The organism is Achromobacter sp. Marseille-Q0513 (assembly GCF_018195695.1).
GTDB lineage: Bacteria > Pseudomonadota > Gammaproteobacteria > Burkholderiales > Burkholderiaceae_B > Achromobacter.
The window spans coordinates 1-17,684 of sequence record NZ_JAGTJY010000128.1 but is presented as its reverse complement, the minus strand read 5'-3'; the positions used below and the strand labels follow the sequence as shown (position 1 = coordinate 17,684).

Sequence of the window (17,684 nt, the reverse complement as noted above, 5' to 3'; positions counted from 1 at the left end):
TGCTGGACGTGGCCGTCATCGGCGGCGGCATGGCCGGCCTGGCCGCGTCCGCCGCGCTGACGCACCTGGGCGTGAACGCGCCCATCTTCGACCAGTCGCCCGAAGGCTATGAAGGCCCCTGGGCCACCACCGCGCGCATGGAAACGCTGCGCTCGCCCAAGCAGCTGACCGGCCCCGCGCTGGGCCTGCCGGCGCTGACCTTCCGCGCCTGGTTCGAGGCCCAGTTCGGGCTGGATGCCTGGGACGCGCTGGACAAGATCCCGCGCCTGCAATGGATGGACTACCTGCGCTGGTACCGCCGCGTGCTGGGCCTGGACGTGCGCAACGAACACCGCGTGCTGGCCGTGCTGCCGCGCGCCGACGGCCTGGTCCGGCTCGATATCGAATCCCCCGCCGGCCGCCACGCGGTGCTGGCGCGGCGCGTGGTGCTGGCCACCGGCCGCGACGGCCTGGGCGGCGCCTACGTGCCCGGCTTCGCGCACAAGCTCCCGCGCGCGCGCTGGGCGCACTCGTCCGACGTGATGGACTACGCCACGCTGGCCAGCAAGCGCGTCGGCGTGGTGGGCGCGGGCGCGTCCGCCATGGACAGCGCGGCCACCGCGCTGGAAGCCGGCGCCGCCAGCGTCGACCTGCTGATCCGCCGCGACGACATTCCGCGCATCAACAAGGGCAAGGGCGCCGGCAACCCCGGCCTGACCCATGGCCACCTGAACCTGCCCGACGACTGGAAGTGGAAGATCCGCCACTACATCAACGCCGCCCAGGTGCCACCGCCGCGCGGCAGCACGCTGCGCGTGTCGCGCCATCCGAACGCCCGCTTCAACCTGGGCTGCGGCGTGCAGGACCTGGCGCTGGTCGACGACGAGATCCGCGTGACCACGCCCAAGGGCGAGTTCGCGCTGGACTTCCTGATCTTCTCGACGGGCTTTCGCATCGACTGGACCGTGCGGCCGGAATTCGCCGCGCTGGCCCCGCATGTGCGCGCCTGGGGCGACCGCTACACGCCCGCCGCCGGCGACGAGGACCAGGAATTGCATGACTCCCCCGACCTGGGCCCCGCTTTCGAGCTGCAGGAAAAGACGCCCGGCGCCTGTCCCGGCCTGGACCGCGTGCACTGCTTCTCGTACCCGGCCGCGCTGACTCACGGCACGGTGTCGGGCGACATCCCCGCCATCAGCGAGGGCGCCAAGCGCCTGGCGCAAGGCATCGCCGGGCTGTTCTACCGCGAGGACGTGGCCGCGCACTACGCCAACATGGAAGCGTTCTCCGAGCCGGAAGTGTTCGGCGACGAATGGACGCCCGCCACCGCCGCCACGGAGACCGCCAAATGACCGGCTGGCTCCTGCGCCGCATCGCGCAAGCCGCGGTGGTGGTGTTCCTGATGACGCTGATCGTCTTCGTCGGCCTGCACGCCATCGGCAACCCCGTGGACATCCTGATCGGCCAGGACGTGGACCAGGTGGACCGCGCCCGCATCATCGCCGAGCTGGGCCTGGACCAGCCGCTGTGGCAGCAATACCTGAGCTTCCTGAACGGCGCGCTGCACGGCAACCTGGGCAACAGCTTCGTCTACAACATCCCGGCCGTGGAGCTGGTGATCCAGCGCCTGCCGGCGACCTTCGAGCTGGCCATCGCCGCCATGCTGCTGGCGGTGCTCATCGGCCTGCCGCTGGGCCTCCTGGCCGGCCTGTATCCGGACAGCCGGTTCTCCAAGCTGATCATGGCGGGCAGCATCGTGGGCTTCTCGCTGCCCACGTTCTGGATCGCGCTGATGCTCATCATGACCTTCAGCGTGTCGCTGGGCTGGCTGCCGGCCAGCGGTCGCGGGCAAACGGTGGAGTTCCTGGGCTTCCAGTGGTCCTGGCTGACCGCCGACGGCTGGCGTCACCTGATCCTGCCGGCCTTCAACCTGTCGCTGTTCAAGATCTCGCTGGTCATCCGCCTGACGCGCGCCGGCGTGCGCGACGTGCTGCCGCAGGACTACGTCAAGTTCGCCCGCGCCAAGGGCCTGTCGCCGGTTCGCGTGGTGGGCGTGCACGTGCTGCGCAACACCATGATCCCGCTGGTGACGGTGCTGGGCCTGGAGCTGGGCTCGACCATCGCCTTCGCCGTGGTCACCGAGAGCATCTTCGCCTGGCCCGGCGCCGGCAAGCTGATCCTGGACAGCCTGAACGCGCTGGACCGCCCGGTGATCGTGGCCTACCTGATCGTGGTGGTCTGCCTGTTCGTCACGCTGAACCTGATCGTGGACATTCTTTATAAAGTGCTGGACCCGAGGGTGCGGCTGGAGGCCTCGGCATGAGCGCGGCATCGACACCTACCCCGACGCCCGCCCTGCGCCGCGAATCCCCCTGGCGCCGCAACCTGGCCGAGTTCCTGTCATCCAAGACCGCCGTCGTCGGCCTGGCCGTGTCGCTGCTGCTGATCCTGGCCGCCGCGCTGGCGCCCTGGATCGCGCCGCAGGATCCCTATGACCTGCTGCAGATCGACGTGCTGGACGCGCGCCTGACGCCGGGCAGCATGAACGGCCTGGACACCTTCCACTACTGGCTGGGCACCGACGGCCAGGGCCGCGACCTGCTGTCGGGCATTCTCTACGGCCTGCGCATCAGCCTGGTGGTGGGCGTGGGCTCGGCGCTGATCGCCGGCGTGGTCGGCACGCTGTTGGGCCTGCTGGCCGCCTATGCCGGCGGCAAGACCGACGCGCTGATCATGCGGCTGGTGGACCTGATCCTGTCCTTCCCGTCCATCCTGGTGGCCATGATGATCCTGGCCTACCTGGGCAAGGGCGTGGGCAACGTGGTGCTGACGCTGGTGATCCTGGAATGGGCCTACTACGCGCGCACCGCGCGCGGCCAGGCCCTGGTCGAGCGCCGCCGCGAATACGTGGAAGCCGCCCGCTGCCTGGACATTCCGGACTGGCGCATCATGTTGAAGCACATCCTGCCCAACTGCCTGCCGCCGCTGATCGTCATCGGCACGCTGCAAATCGCGCGCGCCATCACGCTGGAAGCCACGCTCAGCTTCCTGGGCCTGGGCGTGCCGGTGACCGAGCCGTCGCTGGGCCTGCTGATCTCGAACGGCTTCCAGACCATGCTGTCCGGCGAATACTGGATCAGCTTCTATCCCGGCATCGCGCTCCTGATCACCATCGTGGCGATCAACCTGGTGGGCGACCGCCTGCGCGACGTACTGAACCCGAGGAACCACAAATGAGCGCCGCCCACCAAGACGCGGCCTCGCGCCCGGCCGCCGCGCCCGCGACGCTGGAGGTGCGCGACCTGCGCACCCACTTCTTCACCCGCGCAGGCACGCTGCCCGCCGTGGACGGCGTGTCCTTCACGCTGGAACGCGGCAAGATCCTGGGCCTGGTCGGCGAGTCCGGCTCGGGCAAGTCCGTCACCGGCTTTTCCATCATGGGGCTGGTCGACGCGCCGGGCCGCGTGGTCGGCGGACAGGTTCTGTTCCAGGGCCGCGACCTGACCCAGCTAGCGCCGCGCGAGCTGCGCAAGCTGCAGGGCAACCGCATCGCCATGATCTTCCAGGATCCGATGATGACGCTGAACCCCGTGCTGCGGGTGGACGCGCAGATGATCGAGACCGTGCGCGCCCACAGCAAGGTCAGCCGCGCCCAGGCGCGCGAACTGGCCCGCGACACGCTCGGCATGATGGGCATCCCCAGCCCCGAAGAACGGCTGCTGGCCTACCCGCATCAACTGTCCGGCGGCATGCGCCAGCGCGTGGCCATCGCCATCGCCATGCTGCACCGGCCGGACCTGATCATCGCCGACGAACCCACCACGGCGCTGGACGTCACCATCCAGGCGCAGATCCTGTCCGAGGTGCAGAAGCTCGCGCAGCAGCACGGCACCAGCCTGATCTGGATCACCCACGACCTGTCCGTGGTGGCCGGCCTGGCCGACGAAGTGGCCGTGATGTACGCCGGCCGCATCGTCGAGCACGGCACGGTCGACGACGTGCTGGACCGTCCGCAGCATCCCTATACCGTGGGCCTGATCGACAGCCTGCCCAGCAACAACCGGCGCGGCCAGCGGCTGCGCCAGATTCCCGGCATGACGCCCAACCTGCTCAACCTGCCCATGGGCTGCGCCTTCGCCACGCGCTGCGCGCGCGCCAGCGCCGCCTGTATCCGCACGCCTCTCATCAGCGAGGCCCTGCCCGGCCACCGCGTGCGCTGCTTCCATCCCACCATCCAGATCCGGGAGGTGGCGGCATGAGCGGCACCGAACGCCAAACGGACGAAGCGCGGCGCGACGCCACGGCCAACCCGGCGCGCGACGCGCGGGACGCCACGGCGACGCAAGGCGACGCCACGCCCCTGATCGAGCTGCGCAACGTCAGCAAGCGCTTCGGCGAACGCCCCGTGGGCGCCGCCGGTCGCCTGCTGCAGCGCGCCGGCCTGTCCAAGCCGCCCGCCGTGACCCGCGCCGTGGACGGCGTGGACCTGATCGTGCGCCCCGGCGAAGTGGTCGGCCTGGTCGGCGAGTCCGGCTGTGGCAAATCCACGCTGGGCCGCGTCGCGGCCGGCCTGCTCACGCCGTCCGGCGGCGAGGTCCGCATCAACGGCCTGCGCCCCGCCGACATGACGCCGGCCCAGGCGCACCAGGCCCGCCTGAAAGTCCAGATGATCTTCCAGGATCCCTACGCCAGCCTCAACCCGCGCCTGCGCGTGGACGAGATCGTGGGCGAGGCCGCGCGCATCCACGGCCTGGTCGGCCGGGGCGAGTTCGACGACTACGTCAGCGCCCAGCTGCAGCGCGCCGGCCTGGACCCGGCCCTGCGCCAGCGCTATCCGCACCAGTTCAGCGGCGGCCAGCGCCAGCGCATCGGCATCGCCCGCGCGCTGGCGGTGCAGCCGTCCATGCTGGTCTGCGACGAGGCCGTGGCCGCGCTGGACGTATCGATCCAGGCGCAGATCCTGAACCTGTTCATGGACCTGCGCGAGGACCTGGGCCTGACCTACCTGTTCATCAGCCACGACCTGGGCGTGGTCGAGCACCTGTCGGACCGCGTGGTCATCATGTACCTGGGCCGCGTGGTCGAGACCGCCACCGTGGAAGAGGTGTTCCAGCGCCCCAACCATCCCTACACCCAGGCGCTGCTGGCCGAAATCCCCGACCTGAAGTCGCGGCGCAAGGTCTACACCGCCATCAAGGGCGAGATCCCCAGCCCGCTCAACCCGCCCGACGGCTGCCATTTCCATCCGCGCTGCCCGCATGCGATGCCGCGCTGCAAGACCGAGGTTCCCACATTGAAGGGAATCGCCATCCACCACCATTCCGCCTGTCATTTGAACGACATGCACTGATCGCAAGTGGCAGGCATGGCGCCAGCCCCTGCCGTTCCCCCTCACCAAGGACCCCGAACATGAAACGCCTGATCCTCTCCACCCTGGCCGCCGCCCTCCTGGGCGCATCCGCCGCCGCCTCGGCAGACAAGCTGTCCATCGGCTTCGCCGACCCGCTGTCCTCGCTGGATCCGCAGCTGAACAACCACGCCGGCGACCGCTCGGTGGCCCTGCACTTCTGGGACCTGCTGATCGAGAACAAGTGGAACAAGCTGCAGCCCGGCCTGGCCGTCAGCTGGAAGCCGCTGGACGACAAGACCTGGGAATTCAAGCTGCGCGAAGGCGTGAAGTGGCAGGACGGCACGCCCTTCACGGCCGACGACCTGATCTACTCCTACACCCGCGCCCGCGCCGTGCCCGGCAGCGTGGCCACCTACGCCGGCTACCTGCGCACCATCGACTCGATGAGCGCCAAGGACCCGCTGACCCTGATCGTCAAGACCAAGGCGCCCAATCCCGACCTGCCGCTGAACCTGGCCTCGGTGCACGTGGTCAGCAAGCACGTGGGCGAGAAGTCCAGCACCGAGGACTACAACTCGGGCAAGGCCATGGTCGGCACCGGCCCCTACAAGTTCGTGTCCTACACCCCCGGCGACCGCGTCATCATGGCGCGCAACGACGGCTACTGGGGCGACAAGCAGATCTGGGACCAGGTCAACTACCGCTACATCAACAACGCCGCCGCCCGCACCGCCGCGCTGCTGGCCGGCGACGTGGACGTGATCGACAAGGTCTCGGTGTCCGACCTGGCCAAGCTGCAAAAGGCGCCCAACGTCTCGGTCTATCCCTACGACGGCCTGCGCGTCATGCTGCTGCAGCCCAGCTTCAACCCCGCGTCCAGCCCGTACATCACCGACAACGCCGGCAAGCCGCTGGACAAGAACCCGCTGCTGGACGTGCGCGTGCGCCAGGCGCTGAACCTGGCCATCAACCGCAAGGCCATCGCCGACCGCATCCTGCAGGGCGCCGCCACCGAGGCCAACCAGTGGATGCCCAAGGGCACCTTCGGCTACAACCCCGACGTCAAGGACATCCCCAACGACGTGGCCCAGGCCAAGAAGCTGCTGGCCGAGGCGGGCTTTCCCGACGGCTTCAAGCTGACCATGCACGTGCCCAACGACCGCTACCCGCAGGGCCCGGAAACGGCCCAGGCGGTGGCGCAGTTCTGGACCCGCGTGGGCGTGAAGACGCAGGTGGAAGTGGTGCCATGGGCCGTGTACTCTGGCCGCGCCAACAAGAACGAGTTCGCCATGAGCATGCTGGCCTGGGGCAACGGCACCGGCGAAGCCAGCTACGCGCTGGTCAACATCCTGGCGACCGTCGATGCCAAGAAGGGCCTGGGCGCGTCCAACTGGGGCCACTACAGCAACCCCAAGGTCGACGCCGCGCTGGAACAATCCACCTCGGAATTCGACGTGGCCAAGCGTGAAGCCATCCTGCGCGACTCGGTCAAGCTGGTGGCCGACGACGTGGGCATCATCCCGCTGTTCCACTACAAGAACATCTGGGCCGCCAAGAAGGGCCTGAAAGTCACCCCCATGACCAGCGACCGCACCGCCGCCATGATGGTGACCAAGGACTCGGGCAAATAAGGCAGGCACCATGGTTCCCACCCTGAGCATCCAGCCCGCCGACGCGCTCATCGACGTGCCGCGCGCCATCCGCGTCGAGCACGTCGCGCCCGGCCAGACCGTCGAGATCACCGCGCTCACCCGCCGCAACGGCTTGCTGTGGCAAAGCCACGCCGCCTTCGTCGCGGGCGAGGACGGCAGCGTGGACCTGACGCGCGACGCGCCCGTCTCGGGCGACTACGCCGGCGTCTCGCCCATGGGCCTGATCTGGTCGCAGTCCCCCGTGGACTCGCCCAGCCGCGAGCACTTCAACCATCCCGTCGCCGAGCCGCTGGTCACCGAGATCGTCGCGCGCGCCGCCGGCGCCCAGGTCCAGGGCCAGTTCACGCAGCGCCTGGCCGCCGAGGGCGTCACGCGCCAGGACGTGCGCGAGCACGGCCTGGTCGGCACGCTGTACCTGCCGCCCGGCGCCACGCCCGGCTCGCATCCCGCCGTGCTGATCCTGAACGGTTCCGGCGGCGGCATCAACGAACCGCGCGCCGCGCTGTATGCCTCGCGCGGCTACGCTGCCTTCGCGCTGGCCTATTTCAAGGCGCCGGGCCTGTCGGACTACATCTCCAACACCCCGCTGGAATACTTCCAGACCGGCCTGCGCTGGCTGCGCCAGAAAGTGCAGCCCAAGCACGACTTCGTCGCCATCAGCGGCCAGTCGCGCGGCGGCGAGCTGGTGCTGCTGCTGGGCGCCACCTTCCCCACGGAAGTGTCGGCCGTGGTCGCCTACGTGCCCGGCGCCGTGGTCCATAGCGGCCAGAACGCCTGCGACCCCAAGATCGGCCGCGAAGGCCCAACCTGGCTCCTGGGCGGCAAGCCCCTGCCCCACGTCTGGGAAAACAATCGCACCGCCACCTGGGCGCCGTTCGACGAAGGCCCCTCGCCGCACCGCCACGAGAAGGCCATCCTCACCGCCCTGCAAGACCCCGACGCCGTGGCCCGCGCCCGCATCAAGGTCGAGGACATCCAGGGCCCCGTCATGCTGCTGTCCGCCACCGACGACGGCTCCTGGCCGTCCAGCCTGTACTCGAAGATGGTGCGGGACAAGCTGACGCAAGTGGACCATCCCTACCCCGTCCAGTGGCTGGATTACGAGAACGGCGGCCACTCCATCCTGTTCCCCTACGTGCCCACCACCCAGCTGGTCTATGCCCACCCCGTGTCCGGCAAGATCAGCACCAGCGGCGGCAATCCCAAGGACAACGCCCGCGCCGACCAGGAATCCTGGGAAGGCGTGCTGGCGTTCCTGGACGCGGCGGTGCAGGCGCGCGGCGACGCCGCGACGCAAGCCCGCGCCGGCGCCACCGACCAGCCCGGCCGCACCGGCTGAACGACACACTCGGAGACTCATTCCATGGCACAACAACCCATCGTCTACGACGCCGCCCAGGATCTGGTGGACCAGCTCGTCGGCCTGAAATCCGACGCCGCCACCTACGCCGTGCGTCACCAGCGCGACAAGGTCGCCGCCGCCACGCAGGGCAGCTACGACGCGCTGTTCGACCCGGCCCTGCCCGGCCTGACGCTGGCCGAGCGCCTGCTGGTCGCGCTGTATGCCGCGCGCCTGACGCCCGCGCCCGAGCTGGCCGCGCACTACCGCCAGCGCGCAACCGACGCCGGCGCCAGCGCCGCCGACATCCAGGTCGCCGAAACCGGCAAGCCGGCGGACGCCGCCGACCCGCGCCTGGCCGCCATCCTGGAATTCACGCGCAAGCTAATCGAGAAGCCCGTCGAGGGCGACGAGGCCGCGCTCAAGACCCTGCCCGCCGCCGGCGTGTCCACGCCCGCCGTGGTCACGCTGTCGCAGCTGGTCGCCTTCCTGTCGTACCAGGTGCGGCTGGTGGCCGGCCTGAAGGCGATGCAGGCCCAGGCCAGCCGTCCCGGCCGCGCCGCCGTCACGCCGCCCGCGCCGCATCCGGCCAACACCGCCGCCACCGCGCCCGGCGACGCCATCAGGCTGCACGGCTTCACCAATGAATCGCTGGAATGGAAGGCCTGGCTGGACGTAGTCGACCTGGAACAGGCCACGCCCGAACAGATCGCCATCCTGGAAGAAAGCCACCCCAAGGCCAAGGTCTCGGACTACTACCGCTTCCTGGTGCACCAGCCCGAGATCCTGCGCCAGCGCTCCACCGCCTTCAACGCCATCATGTACGCCCCCGGCGGCATGTCGCGCGCCGAGCGCGAGCTGGGCGCGACCGTGGTGTCGCGGGTGAATGGCTGCGTGTATTGCGCGTCGGTCCACGCCCAGCGCTTCGAACAGCTGGCCAAGCGCAACGACGTGATCGCCCAGGTGTTCGAGAACCCGGCCACCGCCGGCACCACGGCGCGCGAGCTCGCCATCGGCGCGTTCTCGATCCAGCTCACCGACGCACCGGCATCGGTCAACGCCGACAGCATCCAGGCCCTGAAGGACGCCGGCCTGAACGACGGCGAGATCCTGGACCTGCTGCATTCGGACGCGATCTTCGCCTGGGCCAATCGTTTGATGCTGAATCTGGGCGAGCCGGTCTACGCGGCGGCCTGATCATGCAGGTTCCGGCGCCTTGCGCGCCGGGCGTCCCATCCGGCAATGTGCGGCGCCGTGCCGCCGGACGTCGACTACCGCGCTCGTGACCGGGGCGGGATGCCAAACCGCTACGGCGGCGCGCAGGCTGGCAAGCCTGCGCGCCGCCGCCGGCCGCCATCCGCCGCTCAATGCTCCGGCATCGCCGAGGAATGATGGCTGGTGATGCGCCAGTCCTGGCCGTTCCACGCATAGGTGTACGTATAGCGCGCGGCCACCGAACGGCCGTCTTCGAACTTGAAGGTGTACAGCCCGCTGGCGATGGCATCGTTGCAACCGATGCGCACCGCCCGGCTGTTGATGCTGCCCACCGGATGCTTCTCCATGAAGTGCACGAAATAATCGCGCTTGGCATCCCGCGTCAGCCGGGGCGTGTTGGACATCGTCGGCAGCAGCACCGCATCGTCCTCGTACATGGACACCACCTTGTCCGGATTGCCCGTCTTGAGCATGTCGTTCGATTGTTCAACAAAACCGGATGTGAAATCAGGCATTGCAGCCCATCCTGGAAACGCCGCACATCCTGCTCGCCCACCGCCGCGACAACCGGCCCGGGGCATGCGCGCGCCGTCTGCTACGACAACACCTATCCAGCAGCAAGCCCGTCACAAAGCTCTCAAGTGAATTAAGAATTTTCTTATTCATTGGTCAGCTCCTCTCAGCCAAAGTCCTCGGTAGTAGATCGCTTCCCGCTGCTCCCGAGCGGCCCGGCCGCGTTCGAATCCGCCGCCGGCATCCTGCCGCGCGCGGCGCTCGGGCCGGCTTCCGCTCCGCTACGCCCATGACTATAGCTATCCGCCACGCGGCGACGCGCCTGTTGACCGTCGCCACCGTGCTGGCCGCCGCCCTGGCCCTCCCGCCATCGGCCAAAGCCGTCAGCTTCGCCCTCGAAAGCACCACCGTCATCCTGCAGGAACGTGATGGCCAGACCGCGTTCAACATCACGAACGAGGGCGACCGCCCCTTGCTGCTGCTCACCGGGCTCGACGACCTGGGCGGCCCGCCCATGGCCGGAAAGATCCTCATCGCCCCGCCCATCACCCGCATCGATCCCGGCCAGAGCCAGCAGGTGAATTTCATCCTGAAGCAGGGCCCGCCGCTGCGCCACGAGGTCATGCTGAAGGTCTCGTTCGAAGGCATCACGCCGCAGACCGGCGGCAGCACGCTGATCATGCCTGTGCGCCAGGAGATCGCGTTCCTGATCCAGCCGGCGGCCCTGCCCCCTTCCCGCACGCCTTGGCAAGACCTGAAGCTGTCGCTGGACCGCGATGCGCTGGTGCTGCGCAACCCCGGCCAGCACGTGATCCGGCTGGGCCGCGACCTGCGGCTGCGCCCCGGCGACACGCCAGCCAACCTGGGCCAGGCCTGGCTCATGCCCGGAGAAACGCGCCGTGTGCCTGTCAAGCAGCGTCCGCGTGCCGTCGGCATCGTGCCTTTGAGCCGCTACGGCCTGGCGCTGCCCGGCATCACCCTGCCAGTCTCGGGCGCCGGCCCATGACCGCGCAATCACGCCAGCCCTCAACCGCGCCAAGGAGCCCGCCATGACCTGAACGTCCCTATCGACATCGCCCCATTCCCGCCGCAGCAACGGCCCCGTCGAGCGTCCCCGCTTACGCGTCCTTGCACCCCAAATCCCACGATCCCCGGAAACCATGAAAAACCGCTACTTTCATCGCACGATGCTGGCCTGCGCGCTGGCAACCTCCTTGTTCGGCGCCCTGCCCGCCCACGCCGCGGCGCCCAGCGCCTCACTCTACGTGCGCGGCTCGATCGGCGTACCTGGCTGCAACGTCAGCACCGCCAACGACGGCGTCTACGATTTCGGCCGCATTGCCTCGTCGCTCATCAAGCCAGGCACCGCGACCACCACGCTGGACTCCATGGAGAAAAGCTGGACGGTCAGCTGCGACGCCCAGACTTTCCTGGGCTTTACCGTCATCGACAACCGCAGCGGCACCGCCAGCCTGGACCGCGTCAACAACTTCGGCCTGGGCAACGTCAACGAGACTGGCAAGATCGGCTACTACACCGTCCAGATGAAGGACGGCGCGGTGGACGGCAAATCATCCTATCTGTACGCGACGCCCGGCACCTCGTCCACCGCCAGCCCCTCCGTCTACCTGGGCACCAATGCCCAGCTCGGCTGGGCCGCCGGCAGCAATACCCAGAAGGCCGGCAAGGTATTCACCGCCACGCTGGCCGTGACGCCCACGCTGGCAGGGTCCACCACCATGGGCGGCCCCATCACCGATGAAGTCTCCCTGGACGGTTCGCTGACGCTGAACTTCGCCTTCGGGCTGTGATCGCCAGGCTCCGCGCGCGCCGCCGCGCGCCGCCGGGGCCGGTGTGCGCAATCCCTGTCCATCCTCATGCGCTGGCGTCCTGCTTGCTGGCGCTGGCCCTGCTTGCCCTCCAGGCCTCGGCGGCCCGTGCCGACAGCCGCGCCAGCGCCATGGACAAGGCCCATGCACGCGTCGAGGACGCCCTGCAATTCGACACGCGAACGCTGAAAGCCCGAGGCTATTCCGAAGACCTGGCCCGCTACTTCGGCAAGGCGCCGCGCTTCCTGCCCGGCACGCACGAGATCTGGATCCGCGTCAACGCGGGCCGCAGCCAGCGCGTGCGAGCCCGGTTCGACGACCAGGGCGGCCTCTGCTTCGACCCGCCGCTGCTCGAGCGCCTGGGCCTGCGCCACGACCCGGCGCAGCCCGACTGCGCCGACGCGGCCGCGCGCTGGCCCGCCATGCGGCTGCACGCCTATCCCGGCCAATACCGCGTCGAACTCACGCTGCCCGACAGCGCCTTCGACCCCGCGCGTCGGAAAGGCGCCTATCAACGCGGCGGCACGGCCCTGCTGTTCAACTACGAACTATTCGGCCAGCGCATCGCCACCCCGCAAGGCGGCTACGACTACCTGCAGGCCACGCTGGAACCCGGCCTGAACCTGGCCAACTGGGCGCTGCGCAACCGTGGCGTGCTGACCCGCATGAACGGCATCCGTCGCTTCCAACAGCAGGAAGCCTATGCGCAGCGCCCCATCCACGTCTGGAAAGCGCTGCTGCAGGTTGGCCAGATCAACGGCTTCGGCACGCAGTTCGGCGGACTGCCGATGCGCGGCGCGCAGATCGGCGCCGATGACAACCAGAACGCCACCGGCGAGCTCCTCGTTCCCATCCAGGGAATCGCCCGAAGCCGCGCCACCCTGGAGATCCGCCAGCGCGGGCGCGTGGTCCACCGCAGCATCCTAGCTCCCGGCCCGTTCGCGCTGTCACACGTGCCCGGACTGAACGCCGGCGCCGATATCGACGTCACCATCATCGAAGAGGACGGGCAGCGCCAGCGTTTCAGCGCACCGGCCCAAATCGGCGCTGGCGGCGCGCGGCCGGCGTCTTCCTGGTCGCTGGGCCTGGGCCGCTACCGCAACCCCGCCGCGGTCGACCTCCCCGGCCCCCGTCCGGCCAGCGAACTGCTCACGGCGGAATACGCCCACAACGCTAGCGATGCGCTGCACCTTGCGCATGCGGCGCTGCTGTCGCGCGGCCACCGCAGCCTGGCCACGGTGGCGCGCCTGTCGCTGGACAACGGCGCCTGGGCCTCGGCGGGCATCCGCCATGCCGACACGCGCGGCCACGGCCGGGGCCTGGAATTCAGCGTGCAGGGCAGCGCCAACCCTCATCCGAATCTTTCGGTCTCGCTGTCCTGGCTCCGGCGCGGCCGGAATTACCTGGACGCCGACACCGCCTTCGCACCTTACGAGGCGCGCCGCTACCTTATGCGCCTGCGACAATCGTTGGGCGCCTCGCTGTCCTGGGCGCACCCGCGCTGGGGCGCCCTGTCCTACGTCGCCAGCCGCAACCGCTATCACAACGACAATGCCGGCGCCGGCCTGTCGCATACGCTCAGCCTCAACCGCAAGATCGGACGCGTCAACGCCAGCCTGTCCTGGCAGACGAATCCCGTCGCCGGATCTACCGTCTATCTGAACCTGTCCATGCCCCTGGGCCGGGGCACCCTGCAGGGCAGCGTACAGCGTACCGCGCAAGACACCCTGGAAACCACCGCCAGCTACATCGGCGCTTTCGGACGCGACTCGCGCTACACGCTGGAACGCAGCGGCAACGCCCGCGACCGGCGCTACGGCGCTTCGGTCAACACCCGGACCGCCTACGCCCAACTGGGCGCCGGCGCCTCGCGCACCACGAGCCGCACCAGCTCCACCTACTTCAGCGCCGCTGGCGGCCTGGCCTATGCCGAGGGACTGCTGGGCACCTCGTCCGAACGCATCGGCGACACCTACGCTTTGATCCGCGTCCCCGGCCAATCAGGCCTGCGCATACAAGCACCCGGCGGCAGCGCCATCACCAACCACGCCGGCACCGCCGTCATCCCCCGCATCGCGCCCTACACCCGGGCCAAGCTGCGCCTGGACACACGCGACCTGCCGCGCAACATCCGCCTGGACACCACCCAACTGGAGCTCGGCCTGGCGCGCGGCAGCGTCGCCGTCAACCGCATCGGCGCAATGCAGGTGCGCCAACTGCTGCTGGACATCCGCGACGCCGAAGGCCGCCCCGTGCCGCTGGGCGCCAGCGTCTACAACGAGGCCGGCAGGATCCTGGGGCCCATCGTTGGCGACGGCAACTTCATGTTGGTCAACGAAGACATCGGCAAACGCATCCGGATCGGCGGCAGCCGACCCTGCGTCGTGTCCTACGAAGTACCGAAGCGCTTCGACTCGGACGGCGCGTATGAAGTCGCGCAGGCGCGCTGCCGCTAGCATTTTCGTTAAACTGACGCTTTCCGCCTTCCCTCGCGCCCCACTCCCAGCGGGGCGCATTGCCTTGCCCCATGCCTGAAAAAAACCACGACATCCGCCCCGGCCAGTCGATCGAACTGCTCAAGGCCCTGCACATCCTGACCCGCGACGGCAAGATGAACCAGGACAGCCGCCGCAAGCTCAAGCAGGTCTACCACCTGTTCCAGTTCATCGAGCCGCTGTTGAAAGACGTGCAGGCGCAACGCGGCGCCGTCACCCTGGCCGACCACGGCGCGGGCAAGTCTTACCTGGGCTTCATCCTGCATGACCTGTTCTTCAAGGAACAGCCCCAGGCGCAACAGCAAGGCTCGCACATCTACGGCATCGAAACCCGCGAAGAGCTGGTGAAATCGTCGGAAGAACTGGCCCGGCGCCTGGGCTTTGGCGGCATGTCCTTCCTGAACCTGTCGGTGGCCGAATCCATCACCTCCGACAAACTGCCCCCGTCCATCGACGTGGTCACCGCCCTGCACGCCTGCAACACCGCCACCGACGACGCGATCCGTTTCGCGCTGGAGAAAAAGGCCAGGTACATCGTGGTCGTGCCCTGCTGCCAGGCGGAAGTGGCGTCGGTGTTGCGCAAGAACAAGGCCAAGGCCCTGGCCGATCCGCTGGCGGAAATCTGGCGGCATCCGCTGCATACGCGGGAGTTCGGGAGCCAGATCACCAATGTGCTGCGCTGCTTGCAGCTGGAAGCGCACGGGTATCAGGTCAGCGTGACCGAGCTGGTCGGGTGGGAGCACTCGATGAAGAACGAGCTGATCATCGCGCAGTACAAGGATCTGCCGAGAAGAAAGCCGGCGGAACGGCTGCGGGAGATGCTGGAGCGGATTGGGTTGCAGGAGTTGAAGGAGCGGTTTTTTCTGGCTGAGGGGTGAGGCTGGGGGGGCTGTGATTGAATGGGTAAAGGACCGCTTTGCGGTTCTTTTGTTTTTTGAGCGCTGGCTTGTGCGGGGATCAGGACGGGACCGTCGCGTGCTCGATTTGGCACCCATCACGCTTGATTCCCGTGCCCGCTGGAGCCGATACTGGCTCCGCAGTCCCACAAGGATCGCCCAGGTTGACAGCTGGAAAAGACGGACGACATGGCCGCTGCAATGGCGGCATCTCTCTTCCTATTGCGTCAATACTGGAGCGACTGATGAACGATCACCCTTTGACTCTTGACCGCTGGGCCACTCCGGATGATCCGGAGTTTGGCGTTGTGCGGGTTGCGGATATTCGGAAGGTGGAACGGGCTTGCCTGGGGATTTGGGCGATAAGCAGGATTGTCGGGAATAGTGCCAATGAGCCGGATAGCACCGGAACCCCGCCATTGGATCCGTGGATTGTGTCCAATCTGCTTGGCGGAATTGAGAGTCTATGCGATCACATTGGGGATGTTGTGGGGGCTGCGCTTGATGAGCCGCTACCGGGGGCTCGCTTCTCAATGGAACAAAAGCCCATTCACTAAACCGATCCATCCTGTTCGAGCCAGCCCCCACCCGATGCTGGCTCGATTGCTTATTGCGTCCAAGACCGCAAAGGCCAGCGCGCAGCTGTCCGATATCCTATTCGGCGAACGGTTTACTGCGCTGCGGGGATAACAACTTTTAAAACGCCTCGCCCACAAAAATACGGAAAGGCTCTCGCATTCGTTCGTCCTGGTCTCACAATACGATGCCCACTTCATTGCACGCAGCCCAGAACAGGTTTGCCGGGCGAAGCTGGAAACGCTGATTCATCTTGCGTGCTTCAATAATGCGATCCAGCCGAAAGGTTCGCACTGCCTCGCGCTGTGTGTCCCATGACAGCAAATACCAGAAAGGCCAGGCAAGCAGTAAACACTGGGCCTCAATCAAGCGTTCGCTGGTTGTATTGTGGCTATCAATGTAGTGGATAGATAGCATCCATTGTTTGGCGAATGCATCGTAGATGCTCGTTCGAGCGACTTGCGCATCGCCCCGCAACGAGACTTGAATCTCGCTAGACACAGGTGATGCCACGCGGATGCGCTTGCGTAGCCGGGCAATATCGTCGCGATCTGCTGGCGCGAAACAGCGCCCGAGTTGGCGTCGCAGTTCCGTATGCCTTTTGGCGGGGGACATTCCCAAGGCTTCGGAAAGAGCCAATGCCATGAGCAGCTCCATGGCATCGTCACCGCGCAATGTCATGCGGCCAGATGACCAACGCTGTGCCACCTGAACACCGCCCCCGCGTCCTGATGAGCTTTCCAGCTCCCATCCTTGCTCGCGCAGCAGTGTGAGGTCGCGTGCCAGCGTTCGCTGACTGACTCCGAATTCTTCTGCGAGGGCTGCGATCCCATGCATGCTTCCGTCCGATAGTCGATCGGACAGTGCCTCAAGACGGGATAGGCGGACTTGCAGAGAACGAGGCGTCATGGAATTGCCGACAAGGTGATTTGCTGACATGGTTTGGCAGCAATACCTGGATCATTGCACACATTGCCAAACAGTGGAGAGAACCGAATGCATGTTGTCGAGTGGGCTGAGTTCAGCCTGAATCCTGGCGTTTCCGAGGCTGAATTGCTCACTGCTGCCGCCATGGTGCAGCAGCAGTTTCTGCAAGGACAGGACGGCTACTTGTCACGTCAACTGCTGTCACTGACAGCAGGGCGATACGTCGATATGGTTGTCTGGAAATCGCGCGAGGCCGCCGATATTGCGATCGCGGGAATGAGTGGGTCCCAGGTTTGTCGAACGTATTTTTCCTTGATGCGGGTAGATAGCCAGCCGTTGTTTGGAACTCCGTTGCTCAAGTATGGCGGTGGTGTGGATTGCGTGGGAGGCATGGAATTCTCTCTGTTCCGGTTGCGCCCTGGCGTCCAAGAGCACAGGCTGACCAATGCAGCTCGCCTGATGGCAGAAACCCTGTATCACGGTGAACCAGGGTTTCACACGCATATGTTGATGCGCCGGGATGAGAATAGTGATCTCTTCGCCGATGTGGTTTTGGCAGACAGTGCCGAACAGGCACGTGCTCTTTGTGGGAAATGGGGGCAAGGGCCGTTTCATCCCGCATGCATGGACTATCTTGATCTGATTGAGCCAGAATCCGTGAAGCTGGAGTTCTGGAATCGGGTGGGATAGACCACGGATATGGCCATAGCGCATCAACAGACTTGGTGCGCTTGTAACGACCCAGTGAAAGCCTGCTCACGTCATGATCAAGGGAGTTGACGATGAGCATGAAGTTGGTCTTCACGTCTCGCAGCTATGCCGCGTTGGTGCGAGGCTACGGGTTGCGCCAGGAGTTCAGGGAGTGTCAGAAATTCCGTGTTCAAGGCGGGCTTAGGAATTACACAGAAGGCCT

15 protein-coding genes are annotated in these 17,684 nt (G+C 67.0%); 13 read left to right on the top strand and 2 right to left on the bottom strand.

Features of this window, described 5'->3' with window-relative positions:
* The 8 genes from KDH83_RS21715 to KDH83_RS21680 form a co-directional block, all read left to right on the top strand.
* A partial coding sequence (locus tag KDH83_RS21715; protein ID WP_212319700.1) for an NAD(P)/FAD-dependent oxidoreductase occupies window positions 1–1,331 on the top strand: 1,331 nt, incomplete at its 5' end.
* A complete protein-coding gene (locus KDH83_RS21710) occupies window positions 1,328–2,302 on the top strand; it encodes an ABC transporter permease (RefSeq protein WP_212319698.1) in 975 nt (324 codons plus the stop codon). The genes KDH83_RS21715 and KDH83_RS21710, both read left to right, overlap by 4 nt.
* On the top strand, window positions 2,299–3,216 hold the full coding sequence (locus KDH83_RS21705) for an ABC transporter permease (RefSeq protein ID WP_212319696.1): 918 nt from the start codon (window positions 2,299–2,301) through the stop codon (window positions 3,214–3,216). The genes KDH83_RS21710 and KDH83_RS21705 overlap by 4 nt, the downstream gene beginning before the upstream one ends.
* Entirely contained in the window at window positions 3,213–4,238 is a 1,026-nt protein-coding gene (locus KDH83_RS21700; RefSeq protein WP_212319694.1) for an ABC transporter ATP-binding protein, read from the top strand. Before KDH83_RS21705 ends, KDH83_RS21700 begins: the two co-directional genes overlap by 4 nt.
* Window positions 4,235–5,329 carry an oligopeptide/dipeptide ABC transporter ATP-binding protein gene (locus KDH83_RS21695; RefSeq protein WP_249205265.1) on the top strand — a complete coding sequence of 365 codons (1,095 nt, stop codon included), beginning with the start codon at window positions 4,235–4,237 and terminating at the stop codon, window positions 5,327–5,329. Before KDH83_RS21700 ends, KDH83_RS21695 begins: the two co-directional genes overlap by 4 nt.
* Window positions 5,330–5,388: 59 nt before the next feature.
* A complete protein-coding gene (locus KDH83_RS21690; RefSeq protein WP_212319692.1) occupies window positions 5,389–6,960 on the top strand; it encodes an ABC transporter substrate-binding protein in 1,572 nt (523 codons plus the stop codon).
* A 10-nt stretch (window positions 6,961–6,970) separates the two neighbouring features.
* Window positions 6,971–8,320 carry an acyl-CoA thioesterase/bile acid-CoA:amino acid N-acyltransferase family protein gene (locus KDH83_RS21685; protein WP_212319690.1) on the top strand — a complete coding sequence of 450 codons (1,350 nt, stop codon included), beginning with the start codon at window positions 6,971–6,973 and terminating at the stop codon, window positions 8,318–8,320.
* A gap of 24 nt (window positions 8,321–8,344) precedes the next feature.
* Window positions 8,345–9,517, top strand: coding sequence for a CMD domain protein (locus KDH83_RS21680; RefSeq protein WP_212319688.1), 1,173 nt, complete (start codon window positions 8,345–8,347; stop codon window positions 9,515–9,517).
* Window positions 9,518–9,684: 167 nt separating this feature from the next.
* Here KDH83_RS21680 and KDH83_RS21675 read toward each other — a convergent pair whose 3' ends face one another.
* The gene (locus tag KDH83_RS21675) at window positions 9,685–10,050 is read right to left on the bottom strand and encodes a nuclear transport factor 2 family protein (RefSeq protein WP_249205264.1); all 366 of its coding nucleotides are present in this window, start codon (window positions 10,048–10,050) and stop codon (window positions 9,685–9,687) included.
* A 287-nt stretch (window positions 10,051–10,337) separates the two neighbouring features.
* On the opposite strand from KDH83_RS21675, the gene KDH83_RS21670 reads away from it, so the two are divergent.
* From KDH83_RS21670 to KDH83_RS21655, 4 genes are all read left to right on the top strand, one after another.
* Window positions 10,338–11,054 (top strand): fimbria/pilus chaperone family protein, encoded by a 717-nt coding sequence (locus tag KDH83_RS21670; RefSeq protein WP_212319684.1) that lies wholly within the window; start codon window positions 10,338–10,340, stop codon window positions 11,052–11,054.
* A 154-nt stretch (window positions 11,055–11,208) separates the two neighbouring features.
* On the top strand, window positions 11,209–11,859 hold the full coding sequence (locus KDH83_RS21665; protein WP_249205263.1) for a DUF1120 domain-containing protein: 651 nt from the start codon (window positions 11,209–11,211) through the stop codon (window positions 11,857–11,859).
* A gap of 83 nt (window positions 11,860–11,942) precedes the next feature.
* Entirely contained in the window at window positions 11,943–14,333 is a 2,391-nt protein-coding gene (locus KDH83_RS21660; protein WP_212319682.1) for a fimbria/pilus outer membrane usher protein, read from the top strand.
* A 71-nt stretch (window positions 14,334–14,404) separates the two neighbouring features.
* Window positions 14,405–15,250 carry an SAM-dependent methyltransferase gene (locus KDH83_RS21655; RefSeq protein ID WP_212319680.1) on the top strand — a complete coding sequence of 282 codons (846 nt, stop codon included), beginning with the start codon at window positions 14,405–14,407 and terminating at the stop codon, window positions 15,248–15,250.
* A gap of 771 nt (window positions 15,251–16,021) precedes the next feature.
* Here KDH83_RS21655 and KDH83_RS21650 read toward each other — a convergent pair.
* Window positions 16,022–16,681 carry a WYL domain-containing protein gene (locus tag KDH83_RS21650; protein ID WP_249205262.1) on the bottom strand — a complete coding sequence of 220 codons (660 nt, stop codon included), beginning with the start codon at window positions 16,679–16,681 and terminating at the stop codon, window positions 16,022–16,024.
* Window positions 16,682–16,840: 159 nt separating this feature from the next.
* Between KDH83_RS21650 and KDH83_RS21645 the strand changes: the two genes are divergently transcribed.
* The gene (locus KDH83_RS21645) at window positions 16,841–17,461 is read left to right on the top strand and encodes a hypothetical protein (protein ID WP_212319676.1); all 621 of its coding nucleotides are present in this window, start codon (window positions 16,841–16,843) and stop codon (window positions 17,459–17,461) included.
* Window positions 17,462–17,684: the final 223 nt, after the last annotated feature.